This window comes from Sphingobium vermicomposti, from assembly GCF_011762025.1.
Classification (GTDB): domain Bacteria; phylum Pseudomonadota; class Alphaproteobacteria; order Sphingomonadales; family Sphingomonadaceae; genus Sphingobium; species Sphingobium vermicomposti.
Genome location: NZ_JAASQR010000003.1, coordinates 278,804 through 292,001 on the forward strand (window position 1 = coordinate 278,804; position 13,198 = coordinate 292,001).

General features: G+C 61.9%; 18 protein-coding genes. 9 read left to right on the forward strand and 9 right to left on the reverse strand.

The genetic code is table 11. The features are described 5' to 3' along the window. Positions 1-161: 161 nt before the first annotated feature. From FHS54_RS11015 to FHS54_RS11025, 3 genes are read left to right on the forward strand one after another with little or no spacing between them, the layout of a single operon-like run. A complete protein-coding gene (locus tag FHS54_RS11015; protein WP_208404941.1) occupies positions 162-1,493 on the forward strand; it encodes a methyl-accepting chemotaxis protein in 1,332 nt (443 codons plus the stop codon). Between the two features lie 39 nt (positions 1,494-1,532). Then, positions 1,533-2,528 (forward strand): 50S ribosomal protein L11 methyltransferase, encoded by a 996-nt coding sequence (locus tag FHS54_RS11020; protein WP_167303865.1) that lies wholly within the window; start codon positions 1,533-1,535, stop codon positions 2,526-2,528. 11 nt (positions 2,529-2,539) lie between these two features. Next, positions 2,540-3,259 carry a dienelactone hydrolase family protein gene (locus FHS54_RS11025; protein WP_167303866.1) on the forward strand — a complete coding sequence of 240 codons (720 nt, stop codon included), beginning with the start codon at positions 2,540-2,542 and terminating at the stop codon, positions 3,257-3,259. Between the two features lie 38 nt (positions 3,260-3,297). Here the strand turns inward: FHS54_RS11025 and FHS54_RS11030 are convergent, their stop codons facing one another. Together FHS54_RS11030 and FHS54_RS11035 are read right to left on the reverse strand one after the other, a co-directional pair. Further along, positions 3,298-4,428 carry a M14 family metallopeptidase gene (locus FHS54_RS11030; RefSeq protein ID WP_167303867.1) on the reverse strand — a complete coding sequence of 377 codons (1,131 nt, stop codon included), beginning with the start codon at positions 4,426-4,428 and terminating at the stop codon, positions 3,298-3,300. Next, on the reverse strand, positions 4,425-5,021 hold the full coding sequence (locus FHS54_RS11035; RefSeq protein ID WP_167303868.1) for a DUF4136 domain-containing protein: 597 nt from the start codon (positions 5,019-5,021) through the stop codon (positions 4,425-4,427). The genes FHS54_RS11030 and FHS54_RS11035 overlap by 4 nt, the downstream gene beginning before the upstream one ends. Positions 5,022-5,220: 199 nt before the next feature. On the opposite strand from FHS54_RS11035, the gene ykgO reads away from it, so the two are divergent. Together ykgO and FHS54_RS11045 are read left to right on the forward strand one after the other, a co-directional pair. After that, positions 5,221-5,346: a type B 50S ribosomal protein L36 gene (gene ykgO, locus FHS54_RS11040; protein ID WP_004210176.1), complete on the forward strand. Its 126-nt coding sequence runs from the start codon at positions 5,221-5,223 to the stop codon at positions 5,344-5,346. Between the two features lie 3 nt (positions 5,347-5,349). Next, the gene (locus FHS54_RS11045) at positions 5,350-5,961 is read left to right on the forward strand and encodes an HAD family hydrolase (RefSeq protein WP_167303869.1); all 612 of its coding nucleotides are present in this window, start codon (positions 5,350-5,352) and stop codon (positions 5,959-5,961) included. Positions 5,962-5,963: 2 nt separating this feature from the next. Here the strand turns inward: FHS54_RS11045 and pyk are convergent, their stop codons facing one another. Continuing rightward, complete coding sequence (gene pyk, locus FHS54_RS11050; protein ID WP_167303870.1) at positions 5,964-7,415, reverse strand: pyruvate kinase; 1,452 nt, start codon at positions 7,413-7,415, stop codon at positions 5,964-5,966. Positions 7,416-7,531: 116 nt separating this feature from the next. Between pyk and FHS54_RS11055 the strand changes: the two genes are divergently transcribed. Then, a complete protein-coding gene (locus tag FHS54_RS11055; RefSeq protein WP_208404943.1) occupies positions 7,532-7,819 on the forward strand; it encodes a DUF1244 domain-containing protein in 288 nt (95 codons plus the stop codon). 43 nt (positions 7,820-7,862) lie between these two features. Next, entirely contained in the window at positions 7,863-8,105 is a 243-nt protein-coding gene (locus tag FHS54_RS11060; RefSeq protein ID WP_167303872.1) for a DUF2312 domain-containing protein, read from the forward strand. Between the two features lie 4 nt (positions 8,106-8,109). Here the strand turns inward: FHS54_RS11060 and FHS54_RS11065 are convergent, their stop codons facing one another. Further along, the gene (locus tag FHS54_RS11065; protein WP_167303873.1) at positions 8,110-8,727 is read right to left on the reverse strand and encodes a hypothetical protein; all 618 of its coding nucleotides are present in this window, start codon (positions 8,725-8,727) and stop codon (positions 8,110-8,112) included. A 131-nt stretch (positions 8,728-8,858) separates the two neighbouring features. Between FHS54_RS11065 and FHS54_RS11070 the strand changes: the two genes are divergently transcribed. Both FHS54_RS11070 and ruvC read left to right on the forward strand, forming a co-directional pair. Next, a complete protein-coding gene (locus FHS54_RS11070) occupies positions 8,859-9,602 on the forward strand; it encodes a YebC/PmpR family DNA-binding transcriptional regulator (protein WP_167303874.1) in 744 nt (247 codons plus the stop codon). Positions 9,603-9,620: 18 nt separating this feature from the next. Then, on the forward strand, positions 9,621-10,112 hold the full coding sequence (gene ruvC / locus FHS54_RS11075) for a crossover junction endodeoxyribonuclease RuvC (protein WP_167303875.1): 492 nt from the start codon (positions 9,621-9,623) through the stop codon (positions 10,110-10,112). A 55-nt stretch (positions 10,113-10,167) separates the two neighbouring features. Here the strand turns inward: ruvC and FHS54_RS11080 are convergent, their stop codons facing one another. From FHS54_RS11080 to FHS54_RS11100, 5 genes are all read right to left on the reverse strand, one after another. Further along, positions 10,168-10,488 (reverse strand): hypothetical protein, encoded by a 321-nt coding sequence (locus FHS54_RS11080; protein WP_167303876.1) that lies wholly within the window; start codon positions 10,486-10,488, stop codon positions 10,168-10,170. 85 nt (positions 10,489-10,573) lie between these two features. Next, positions 10,574-10,852, reverse strand: a complete 279-nt coding sequence (locus FHS54_RS11085; RefSeq protein ID WP_167303877.1) for a DUF2218 domain-containing protein — start codon at positions 10,850-10,852, stop codon at positions 10,574-10,576. Positions 10,853-11,031: 179 nt separating this feature from the next. Beyond that, positions 11,032-11,586 (reverse strand): nucleotide exchange factor GrpE, encoded by a 555-nt coding sequence (gene grpE, locus FHS54_RS11090; protein ID WP_167303878.1) that lies wholly within the window; start codon positions 11,584-11,586, stop codon positions 11,032-11,034. Continuing rightward, positions 11,583-12,626, reverse strand: a complete 1,044-nt coding sequence (gene hrcA / locus FHS54_RS11095; RefSeq protein WP_167303879.1) for a heat-inducible transcriptional repressor HrcA — start codon at positions 12,624-12,626, stop codon at positions 11,583-11,585. Before hrcA ends, grpE begins: the two co-directional genes overlap by 4 nt. 45 nt (positions 12,627-12,671) lie before the next feature. Continuing rightward, positions 12,672-13,181, reverse strand: a complete 510-nt coding sequence (locus tag FHS54_RS11100; RefSeq protein WP_167303880.1) for a DUF6438 domain-containing protein — start codon at positions 13,179-13,181, stop codon at positions 12,672-12,674. Positions 13,182-13,198 lie beyond the last annotated feature (17 nt).

Genomic DNA, 13,198 nt, shown 5'->3' on the forward strand with positions numbered 1-13,198 from the left:
CGTCCCTGAAGCTTGTCCCTGAGTCCCGTCCCCTTAGGAGCGAACGGTCAGGAGGGCAAGCCGCCCCGTCCAGGCAGGAAAAAGCTCAGGGCTAAGAACTGATTAACCAGATCGATTTAGAACATACAGTGCAAACGAAGACACTGGGGATGAAAACGCACATGATTTCCGCCGCCACATCCAGGAGCGACATGGCCGAAATGCTCCGGGCCGCCGACCCCCATGGCGAATTGGCGATGGGGCTTCGCGAAATTCGTGACCTGATCGGCGAGGGCGCAACCGCCGCCGCGCGTATATTCTATGAATCCTATATGGATCACACCGGGCTGCGGACGAAGCTGAACGGGTCCACCCTGGCGAAAATCGAAACCGAAGCGCATGAATATCTTCGGCAGAAACTCAATCATTTTGATGTCGGCGACTGGGCATTATCCTCGACCGCTTGTGTCCGGCATGCCCGCAAGCATGGCGCGGTATTCCGCGCAGTTCTTCAGCCGGTTGCGGCTTCCAATGAAAAGCTCATCGACCTGATCTGGGATCGCGCACCGGACGACGCCACCCGGCACCGCCTCGCCAAGATCATGCTTCAGGTCAGCATGATCGACGCCAGCCTCATGGCGCACGTCGTTTCGCTGGACGAAGCCGACGAACAGCGCAACGAGCGTCAGCGTTTCGGCATGCTGTTCGAACAACGGATCATGGGTGAAATTGACGGCGCGTCTCAACTGGGCGAATCGCTTCGCGAACAGGCCAAGGATGCGTCCGCCGCCACACGCGGTATGTTGGGCAAGGCGTCCGAAGTCGCCGCAGCCGCCGAACAATCCGCCCTCGCCATGCGCGAAGCCGCCCGCACATCAGCCGGCCTCATCCGCGCGATCGAAGACGCCCGTTCCGAAGTCGAAAACGCCGCCGGTGTCGCACAACGTGCCGCGCGCCAGTCAGGCGATGCCGTCACCATGTCCGCGACCCTGTCGGAACATGCCAAATCGATCGAATCAATCCTTGGGTTGATCCGCGACATCGCCGGACAGACCAATCTGCTCGCCCTCAACGCCACGATTGAGGCAGCACGAGCAGGCGATGCCGGACGCGGTTTCGCAGTGGTTGCGCAGGAAGTGAAGAGCCTCGCCAACCAGACTGCCCGCGCCACTGACGATATCGCCGGGAAAATCTCCGACATCCAGGCATCCACCCGCCAGTCGGTGGAAACGAACGAACGCATCAGGGACACGGTGGGCGAAGTTCAGGCATGCGCCGAACGCATCCGCCACGCGATGGATGCCCAGGCGCAGACCGTCACGATGATCACCGCCGCAGTCGATGAAACCGCATTGGCAGCCGATTCGATGTCGACCACCATCTCGGCAATCCGGCAGGATACGGAAGTCGTCGCTTCCGAGATCGACCAGCTGGAGCGCGGCTTCATGAGCGTGGAGGGCAAGCTTGCCAGCCTGCGCCACGAATCATCGGAGTTTGGTCGTCAGGTCGCCTGACGCTTTTCCTGCAGACACCACTGGGCTAAAGGCGGCGGCATGAATGATGTCGCCGCCCGTCCCGCGCAAAGCTGGAAAGTCACCCTGCCCTGCACCCGTGCGGAGGCCGAGGCTCTGGACGGGGACATCGCCCTCTTCGTCGCCATGGACCAACCGCCCGTGCTGATGACCAGCGAAGCGGGGGCGGATGACGACGCCTGGCGGCTGGACGCCTATTTCGAAGGTGAGCCCGATCCGGCGGCTGTTCAGCTGCTGCGCGATCTGATTCCCAGCGCAGCGGCAACGGAACCACAGATCGAAAAACTGCCGGATGAAGATTGGGTGACCCTCAGCCAGCAGGGACTTGAGCCGGTTACAGCGGGCCGTTTCCATGTTCGCAACCGGGCAGCGGACCCCGAAGAGGCCGGGCATGTCAATTTCCTGATAGAGGCCGGACGCGCCTTTGGCACCGGACAGCATGAAACGACGGCAGGCTGCCTGATCATGCTGGACCGGATGCGGCGGATAGGCATGCGGTTCGGCAATGTGGCGGACATTGGCACCGGCACCGGCCTGCTCGCCTTTGCCGCGCTGCATCTATGGCCGCGCGCCTACGCGACCGCGTCTGACATCGATCCTGTAGCCGTAGCGATCAGCCGTGAAAATGCGATGACCAACGGCATGCCGGTCGGTCATGGCATCGGCCAGGTCGCGCTCTATACAGCAGCAGGCGTGGATCATCCGGCGATAGAGCAGCGCGCGCCCTACGACCTGCTGATCGCCAACATCCTGGCAGGGCCGCTGATCGAACTCGCCCCTTCCCTGTGCGCACTGATAGAAGATGGCGGTACGCTCCTTCTGGCGGGCCTGCTACGCGAACAGGCTGACGAAGTGCTGGCGGCCTATCGTGCGCAGGGCATGCGCCTCGCTGAACGCGCCGACCGGGGCGATTGGCCGACGCTGCGTCTGCGCAAACGTCCACGCATCGGCTGGAAGCGCCCGCAGCGGATTGATCGCAGCGCGCGCGGCGAAGCCCCTGGGTTCGGCACGCTATAAGGAGCTACGCGATGACAATCACGCGCCGCATCATATTGGACGAAGGCCCCGGCGGCCTGTTCGAAAGCATGGGCGTGATCGACGATGCCGCCCCGGCACCGGTGCCCGGAATCCTCCTTTTCCCCAACGCATTGGGGACCAAGGAAGCCGACTTCGCCTACGCCGAAAAAGTGGCAGCCCTTGGCTATGCCGTGCTGGTCGCGGACCTTTACGGCCAGGGAAAGCGCCTGACTCGCGCCGATCCCGACCTCGCGCTCTACATGGCTGAACTGGATGGCGATCGGGCGTTGCTGCGCGACCGGGTAAATCGCGCCCATGCTCTTCTCAAGGACATGGCCGAAGTTGATAAGGGACGCACCGCCGCAATCGGTTTCTGCTTCGGGGGCAAATGCGTGCTGGACCTCGCGCGCAGCGGTGCTGACATCGCTGGCGGGGTCAGCTTCCACGGCATTTACGATCCACCGCCCTTCCCCAGCGCTTCGATCACGGCAAAGCTGCTGATCTGCCACGGCTGGGACGATCCGCTCGCACCGCCCGCATCCACCATGGCGTTGACGGGTGAGCTGACTGAAGCGGGCTGTGACTGGCAAATCCACGCTTATGGCCATACCGGCCACGCCTTCACCGACCAGGCGGCAAACCTGCCCGATCGCGGCCTTGCCTACAGCCCCGCCGCCGACCGCCGCAGCTTCCGCGCGATGCGGGACTTCCTTGCCGACCTGTTCGCCTGACGGAAAGCCCACTCTCCACAGCGCTCGCCTCTGCGACCTCAGATTTCGCTGACCATCTCCGCCAGCACCGCCAGGCAATCCTTGGCCAACTGCATTGACCGGGCAGGCGACCAGCCAAAATCGAGGTCGGGCAGGTCATCATTGTCCTTGAACGGCATTTCCAGCGTCATCGCCACAGCGCCGAAACGCTCGGCAACTTGATTGGTGGACATGGTGAGATTGGCCTTGCCCTCCGGCGCGGCAGGATAACCTTTGCGCGTCTGAAAATCCGGCGTTCGCAATGCCAACGTGTCGCGATAGCGATGAAACAACGCAAGCTGCCGCTCAGTGATCGAAGGGATGCCTTCGAATCCCGCCAAGAAGACGGCCGGGATAGCCTCATCCCCGTGCACATCCATCGCAAAGTGGACACCGCTTTCATCCATAGCCTGGCGGACAAGGAAGACCTCCGGGCTCCTCTCCATCGAAGGCTGGTGCCATTCGCGGTTCAGGTTCACTCCTGCGGCATTGGTGCGCAGGTGCCCGCGTCGGCTGCCGTCCGGGTTCATGTTGGGGACAATGTGAAAGGTCGCCTGTTTGCGCAGCAGTCGCGCTACCGCGTCCTCTGGATCACACAGCCGGTCAAGCGCGCCCTCCATCCACCATTCCGCCATAGTCTCGCCGGGATGCTGGCGGGCATAGAGCCAGACCTGCCTCGGCCCCTCTCCCAGCGTCAGCAGGTCGATCGGCTGCTGGTCGAGGGTAAGCCCCAGTTCGCGATGAACGACGCCCGGCTGCACCGCTGCCCAGCCGATCAGATCATGGTGCCGCTCCATCGAATAAGGCGCGAAATAGGCGACCCAAACGCTGTTCACCTCAGCCGACAGTCTTATGGTGAGCGTGTCTGCGGCGTAGCTGGTTTCAGCCTGACGCCAACTTTCACGGTCTTCACTGATGCGGGCTCGATAGCCGGGCCACCCGTCAGGATAGGCCGATTCACGGCAATTGGTGATCGCCAGTTCTACATTACGCCCTGCCACGCCCGACACGCGAAAGTGAAACCATTGGTAGAAATCGCTGTGCAGGTCCTTGACGATCTCCAGCTCCGCCCTGACCGCCTGCTCCGTGTCGGAAATGGAAATGACGCGAATGTTGCCGCTGTCGAAGCCGCTGGTGATGGAAATGGTCATCTGACGGTTATAGTGCGCCCCGATTCACCGGGATAGCCCCCGACCAGCGCAGCGGCCAGCTTTTGCGCGGCGATGCCCGGCTGGGCGGCGGGCGTCCCTTCCCGCGCCACCGACACGGCACGGCCTTCCCAGATCGTGGTCGAATCCGACCGGCGGCGGATTTGCACCTGCAATTCGGTCGCCACCTGATCCTTGGGCTTCCCCGACAGGTTGATGCCGATACCAAGGCCCAACCCTGAATAGCCGCCGCTGCCGACCGCCCCACCGACGCCAACACTCACTGGTCGCCCGCCCTCATCATATCCAGTGGGCCGGAAACTGCGGCGGAACGCCACCAGCGCCACATAGTCGCTCCTGACGCCGGTTGCGGCACCGGTAAAACCAGCGCGCAGCAATTCCTGCTCGACCGCAGCGGCATAGGTCCGAAATTCCAGGCCCACGTCAGGATTGCCGGGCAGCTCCTCTACCGAAATCGTGCCGCTGCGTGCCGGATCGCCCACATGAAATCGCGTGACTTCAACCGGCGGCACAGCCGTCGCGCACGCCGCCAGCGACAATGCTGACAAGGTTGACAGGATGATCCGCTTCACCATGAATGATCTCCAACCGGGATGTCCGTCCATAAACACTGCCAGACTGTATTTCCGTTGAACGTTTGAAGCCACGGCTTTGCTGCATGCGGGATGAACAGGGGCAAAAGAAGGGGCGTCGCCCTTGACTTTGCGCCTCCTCAGCCATAGGGGCTGCGCTTCAATTTTCCGATCAAGCAAGAATCATCAAAGGCTGGCTTCCATGAAGATCCGCAACTCGCTCAAGTCGCTCAAGGGCCGTCACCGGGACAACCGCGTGATCCGCCGTCGCGGCCGCACCTACGTCATCAACAAGACGAACCGTCGTTTCAAGGCACGCCAGGGCTGATCCATGGCGGACATCACCGCCGTCATCTTCGACGTCGGCAATGTCCTGTACCACTGGAATCCAAGGCTGCTGTACGAGCGTCTGATCCCCGATGATCAGGCGCTCGACGCGTTTCTGCGAGATATCGTCAGCCCCGAATGGCATTTTCAGCATGATGCCGGACGTCCCTTCGCGCAAACCAGCGCCGAACTGATCGCCCGCCACCCGGATCATGCAGACCTGATTCGCCTGTGGGGCGACAAGTTCATCGACAGCGTGAAACCGGCAATCTCTGGCATGCCGGAAATCATCCGCGACCTGGATGATGGCGGCGTTCCCCTGTTCGCCATCACCAATTTCAGCGCAGAATTCTGGGAACCCTTCCATGCGCGGGAGCAAGCCCTGTTTGCTCCGTTCCGGGATATCGTCGTGTCCGGCGCGGAAAGGATGGTGAAGCCCGAACCCGCCATCTATCGGCTGGCGCTCGCCCGCTTTGAAATTTCCCCTGAGCAGGCGCTGTTCGTGGATGATCGGGCAGAGAATGTCAGCGCCGCGCAGTCGGAGGGGATGCGGGGCCACCTGTTTCGCGACGCGGCCTCGCTCCGGGCAGAACTGGCCGCGCTCAACCTGCTCTAAGCCTAGTCCCGCCCACGCAGTTCATCGCCGCGCAGGGCGGTGACATGCAGCACATTGGTGGACCCCGGCGTTCCGAAGGGTACGCCCGCCAGAACAACGATCTTGCCGCCCTTTTCCGCCATGTCATGGCGCAGCGCCATGCGCCGGGCCTTGCCGACCATCTCCTCAAAAGTGCCGATATCCTTGGTCCGCACGGCATGCACGCCCCAGGTCAGGCCTAGCTTGCGGGCAGTATCCTGCCGTGGCGTCAGCGCCAGGATGGGCGTCATGGGCCGCTCACGCGCGACCCGGCGCACGGTGCTGCCCGACAATGTGAAACAGGTGATGGCGCTCGCCCCGACGACGGACACGATTCCCGCCGCACCTTCGGCTAGCGCATCGGCGGTGGTGGGGTCCGGCTTGGTCTCGGTAAAGTGAAGCCGCGCGAAATAACCGGGGTCGCGCTCGACGCTATGGGCGATGCTGTCCATCATGGCGACCGCCTCTTCCGGCCAGTCGCCAGCGGCTGTCTCTGCCGACAGCATGATGGCGTCCGCCCCGTCATAGACCGCGGTCGCGACGTCTGACACTTCGGCGCGGGTCGGTGTGGGCGACTTGATCATCGATTCCAGCATCTGCGTCGCCACCACGACGGGCCGCCCCATGCGCCGCGCGGTCGCGACGATCTGCTTTTGCAGCGGGGGAACGGCCTGGGGCGGCAGTTCCACGCCCAGGTCGCCGCGCGCCACCATGACGCCGTCGGCCAGCTCCAATATCTCCTCCAGCCGCTGCACGGCGGAAGGCTTTTCTATCTTCGCCATCAACGCGCCATGCCCGCCCATCAGCTTGCGCGCTTCGGCCAGATCTTCTGGCCGCTGCACGAAACTGAGCGCGATCCAGTCACAGCCCTGCTCGACCGCGAAGCTCAAATCCCGGCGGTCCTTTTCCGTCAGCGCGGGGACCGGCACGACCACGTCCGGCACGTTCACGCCCTTCCGGTTCGATAGCGCGCCACCCACTTCCACGACCGTATCGATGCGGTCAGCGGTCACTGCCTTGACGCGCAGGACCAGCTTGCCATCGTCCAGCAGCAGCCGGGTTTCGGGCAGCAATGCCGCATATATCTCTGGGTGGGGCAAATTCACGCGATCCGCATTGCCGGGTGCCGGGTCCCGATCCAGCACGAACGCCGCCCCCGTTTCCAGCACGGCAAGGCCGCGTTCAAACGTGCCGACGCGCAGCTTGGGGCCCTGAAGGTCGCCCAATATGGTGGTCGGTCGACCAAATTCCTTTTCCAGCGTGCGAATGATCGCGATCCGCGCGGCATGATCCTCATGCGAACCATGGCTCATGTTGATGCGGAACGCGTCGGCCCCTGCAACGAAGAGCGCCCGGATGATTTCCGGGCTGTCGCTCGCCGGGCCAAGGGTCGCCAATATGCGGACCTTGCGCGAACGGGGCGGTAATCGAGTCATTCAGAAATGCTCCTGATCGTCATGAATGCCTTCATTTGCCAAGGCGCCGTTTTCGATTATCCATGCTGCACGACAGGATGATGTAGATCAGCGAAAGGATCGCCGTGGCGGACAATATGCTCAACGATGCGGTTGCCGCAACCGCCTTCCGCAGGCTGGTGGCGCATTTGCAGCATCGCACCGATGTTCAGAACATCGATCTGATGGGAATGGCGGGCTTTTGCCGCAACTGCCTGGCCGACTGGATCGCGGAAGCCGACGGCGCGATGAGCAGGGATGATGCGCGCGCGATCATCCACGGAATGCCTTTTTCCGAATGGAAACAACGCTATCAGGGCGAAGCCACGCCTGAGCAGATCGCAAAGATGCAGGAGAGTGTGGCGAAGAACGCCGACACGCATTAGACGCGACCACCGACCGATTCACATTTACCCGGAGACAGACATAATGAGCGAGGGCAACGTCGCCGCCGACCAGCTACGCCTTCTGATCGAGAAGATCGAGCGGCTCGAAGAGGAAAAGAAGGGTGTCGGAGACGACATCAAGGACGTTTATTTAGAAGCTAAAGCGACGGGTTACGATCCGAAAATCATGCGACAAATCGTCCGTTTACGAAAAATGCCGCAGCACGATCGACAGGAAATGGAAGCGATCCTACAGACTTATCTTTCTGCTTTAGGGATGGAATAACAACTCAGTCGTCCAGTTCCCGATGCGCTCGCTCATACAAAGCCAGCGTATCGGGATCCCCAGCAACTAAATCTCCAATAATCTCCTTTGCCAGCGCCACATGTCTGCCAAAGGCTTTGACCGTCTGCTCCATCACTCCAATGGACGTGTCGAAGAACCAAAAGAAGCCGGTTTTCGCCGCCTCAATTTCCACATCGGACAATAGCAGGTCGCCATTGCTTTTGGGATGCGTAATCCGATTTCGGGCAGCGATGGCCCTCTTCAGATTTTCCCACTCAGCGCAGCCGAAATCCACGTCGATTTCTTTACAACAAGATTTAGCGACCTTGGTTGTCAGCCTGATCATCGCCGGAAGTGAAACATGGCGTGGCTGTTCGAGGATTTCCCCTGTTTGGCTGACAGAAAAAGAAGCCTCAGCAAAAGCCATTTCCATCAGCGGTGTGGCGACATCAAATTCCCTTGCGATGGACAACACATGCATCCGATAGACCCACGACATCCCCTCCGCTGCGGAAACCGTGGTTCGAAGCAGGTTTCGACGTTCGACAGGTCCGTCAGACGCATGGAGATGATCGAGCGCCCATTGCACATCATCTGTTAGCGACTGAATAAATGCGATCATTCCACGGTCCATATTGCCCCCCTTTGAGGAGCAAGTTCCTACTCAGCACCACCGCTAGCGTCTAGTTGCGCTTGGCCGGGACCGCCGCTAGAGAGCGCGCTTGGATCACAGATAAAATTTAGGAGCAGGCCGTGGCCGGCCATAGCAAATTCAAGAACATCATGCATCGCAAGGGCGCGCAGGACAAAAAGCGTTCGTCGATGTTCTCCAAGCTCAGCCGCGAAATCACCGTCGCGGCGAAGATGGGTCTGCCCGACCCTGACATGAACCCGCGCCTGCGGCTAGCGGTCAACGCGGCCAAGGCGCAGTCGATGCCCAAGGATAATATCCAGCGCGCCATCGACAAGGCGTCGAAGGGCGAGGGCGAGAATTACGAAGAGGTGCGCTATGAGGGCTATGGCCCCGGCGGCGTCGCCATCATTGTCGAGGCGCTGACCGACAACCGCAACCGCACCGCCACCAATGTGCGCACCGCCTTTTCCAAAAATGGCGGCAATCTGGGCGCGTCCGGCGCGGTCAGCCATGGCTTTGATCGCATGGGCCTGATCACCTATCCGGCGGGCGCTGGCGATGCCGACGCGATTTTCGAAGCAGCTCTGGAAGCGGGCGCGGAAGATGTGTCGTCGAACGAAGACGAACATGAAATCTGGACCGCCATGGACGCGCTGCACGAAGTCGCCAAGGCGCTGGAGTCCAACCTGGGTCCGGCGGACGGCGCAAAGCTCGCCTGGAAGCCACAGACCAGCGTCGACGTCGATGAAAGCAACGCAGCGACCCTGATGAAGCTGGTCGACACGCTGGAAGATGATGACGACGTCCAGACCGTGTGGGGCAATTATGACGTGTCCGACGAGGTCATGGAAAAGCTGGGCTAAAATGCCCGCCTTCCGTCCGTGATCATCCTGGGCCTTGACCCCGGCCTTGGCACAACGGGCTGGGGGCTGATCGCGGCGGACGGCAATCGCCTGACCCACATCGCCAATGGACAGATCAAGACGGACGCAGCCATGGCGCTGGCGTCCCGCTTGCTGGCGCTGGATCTGGCGCTGGCCGACCTGATCCTGGAACATCAGCCCAGCGGCGCGGCGGTCGAAGAGGTGTTCGTCAATGTGAACCCGCAATCGACGCTAAAGCTCGGCCAGGCGCGCGGCGTCGTCCTGCTCGCCGCGTCCCGTTCCGGCATGGATGTGGGCGAATATGCGGCCCGGCTGGTCAAAAAGTCCGTGGTCGGCGTCGGCAATGCATCAAAGGATCAGGTGCACGCGATGGTCGCCCGGCTGCTGCCCGGTGCAAAGATCGCCGGACCCGACGCATCGGACGCACTCGCAGTCGCCATAACCCACGCCCACCACCTCGCCAGCGCACGTCGCATTCCGCGAAAATGATGCGGCGATAGTGACCGTTAGAGCATGATCCGATCCGCCATGATCGGATCTTGCCTTAGTCGCCGTTGGCATCCACTGTGAAAATCATCGTTTTGCCTCGTGACGCGGGGTCCCATCCTGCCAATAACGCCGCCCGCACGCCCCTTGCGGCAATCGTGTCGTTGATGTGGGAACGCCCTTTCGGCAATCCTTTCATCAGGCGTTTGGGCGTGGGAAATTCCAGTACCGCCTCGCGCGGCATGTCTTGCTGACGCAATGAAACCGTCATGCCCTTCCAGCCATCGCCAGAAGATAGCTGAGGCTCGCTCAGGAGTTCCCAATCAAATTTGGATCCGTCGATTTCAACTGTGCCGCCATGGCTGCGGATATTGGACATGGCATCGCCCTAACATGCCAATGACGGCATTTCACCCCTTTCACTGATGGTGACCCCTCATTCGCCGATGGAGCGAACGCCCCCATCACCGCCAATCAAACGCCAGCGGGGCTTCGCGGAAGGCGAAGCGGTTCAGGTGGTCGGCGACTACCTGCTTGAAATTTTCGACATCGACGCCGTCCTGCGGTTCAATCGTCACGGACAGGGTTTCATCCGCCGCCGCCATTCGGATGGGTCCCATGGGGAATGCGATCACGCCTTGCTGGGCGTCGAAGTCGGTTTCGAACTTATGGCTCCAATGTTTGCAAAGCTGCTGGAGATAGCGGCTGCCATTCTTGGTCGGGACATTGGCGGTCAGGGTCATGCGGGGGAGCCTTTCAGTCTAGCCAGCCGCATGCCGGATCAGCGCAACGGCGTCAGACAGGTCTGGGGAGCCGAAGCTTCCCTTTCAAGCCCAGCGCCAATCACGCGCCAATCGGCCATGAAAAAGCCCGCCGAAACGCTGTCCGGCGGGCTTCTCATATATTCAGGCGGATCGCCGCTTCAGTCAGGCTTTTTCGCAACGCTGACCAGCGCGGGGCGCAGCAGGCGGCCCTTGATCGTGTAGCCCGGCTGCATTTCCAGCAGGACCGTCCCCGGCTCCGCTTCATCCGATGGGGTTTCCATCATCGCCTGATGCAGGTTGGGGTCGAGCGGCTGGCCGACCGACACCAGCTTTTCAATGCCGTTGCGTCCAAAGATATTGTCCAGTTCCCGCCCGGTGGCTTCCAGGCCAGCGACCAGACCCTTGAACTTGTCATCTTCCCGCAACTCCGCCGGAATCGCCTGAAGCGCGCGGCCCAGATTGTCGGCGACCGACAGCATGTCCCGTGCAAAGGCGGTCGCGGCATAGGCGCGCGCGTCGGCCAGTTCTTTTTCTAGCCGCCGCCGGACATTCTGCGTTTCGGCATGGGCGTAGAGGATTTCCTGCTTCGCTGCCGCCAGTTCGCCTTCCAACGCGGCGATCCGTTCCGCTGCGGCATCGCCCGCGGGCGCCGCATCTTCGGGAAGCTCGTCCACGACTTCGCTATTTTCGATATTCTGTGTTTCTTCAATCATCTCATCAATCTCGACAAGGTCTGCGCGGTGAAGTCCACCATGGGGATCACCCGCGCATAGTTCAAGCGCGTGGGGCCGATCACCCCGACTACGCCGACGACGCGGCCATCGGCCCCTCTATAAGGGGCGGCTATGACCGAAGAACCGGACAGGGAAAAGAGCTTGTTTTCCGAACCGATGAAGATTTTCGTCGCGCTGCCCGCCAGAGCGCTTTCCAGCACGCGCGAAATTTCCTGTTTGCCCTCCAGCTGTTCCAGCAACTGGCGCACCCGTTCCAGGTCGGCGGCGGTGCCGTCATCCAGCAAATGGGCCTGGCCCCGCACGATCAGGACGGGGCGATCGTCGGCGTCATGCGACCAGACGGCAATGCCGCGCTCCACCAGTTCCCGCGCCGCGCCCTGGAGCGCGCTGCGTTCATTGTCCATCTCCCGCTGCAGGGCGTCGCCCGCGTCGCGCAGGGTCATGCCGCCAAAGCGCGCCGACATGAAATTGGCCGCTTCATTCAACATCATCGGCGTCACGTCCGCAGGCAGGTCGAGCACGCGATTTTCAATCGACCCATCCTGTCCCACCAGCACGGCCAACGCCTGACGCCCGTTAAGGGGGACAAAGCCGAACTGGCGCAGGATCGGCTCCCGCTTTGGCACCATGACGATGCCCGCGCAGGCGGACAGGCCCGATAGCGCGGCGGTGGCGGCGGACAGGGCTTCTTCAATAGGGCCGCTTTCGCCGATGCCCGCTTCGATCGCGCGCCGTTCCTCCATCGACGGTTCGGCGGCCTGCATCATGCCATCGACGAACAGCCGCAGCCCCGTTTCGGTCGGCATCCGCCCGGCAGATGTGTGCGGCGCGGCGAGCAGGCCCAGCTCCTCCAGGTCCTGCATGACGTTGCGGATGGATGCGGGCGACAGGCTGAGCGAGGCCAGTTTGCTGATGGTGCGCGACCCCACCGGCAGGCCCGTGCCGAGATAGCTTTCCACCACCAGTCGAAAGACGTCGCGCGCCCGTTCGTTCAATTCGGTGATCGGAGTGACCGGCATGGGTCCCTATCTAGGCAAGCAAGGGCTAGCACTCAAGCCAATGCGCTAACGCGTGGCAGAAGGCTTCACCATGGGTTCGATCTGCAGCATCCGGGGAATGGACGCGATGGTGGCGCGCAGCTTTCCATAGCTGGCGTCCATGCAGCCGGACTGAAACTCCAGCCGGGTGGGCGGCGCTTCCCCCCTCACCCACTCGATCCGGTAACCGGCCATGTCGGTGGCGAAGCGGGCGCAATTTTCGCCATGGCCGATCCGTTTGGCCGTGCCAGCGGGCGGACGAAACTGATTCAGCGCGGCACGAAACCGGCGATATTGCGCGGGCGTGACCGTGAAGCGCGTGGGGCCGGGAACGGCGGTGAACCGCTCCGGCTCCAGCAGGCCCGATCCATCGGGGGTCACGCTTAGCGTGTAGGCGGGGCAGGTGCCGAAACAGGGTCCTGCGGAAAAACGAATCGTGTCGCCCACGGCCACCGGCTTTTCCAGTTCCGCTTTTTCCGTCGCGCAGCCCGAAAGGAGCGCCGCACAACCCAAAATCATCATCCATCGCAACTGCATGGCTGCTTCCTACCATC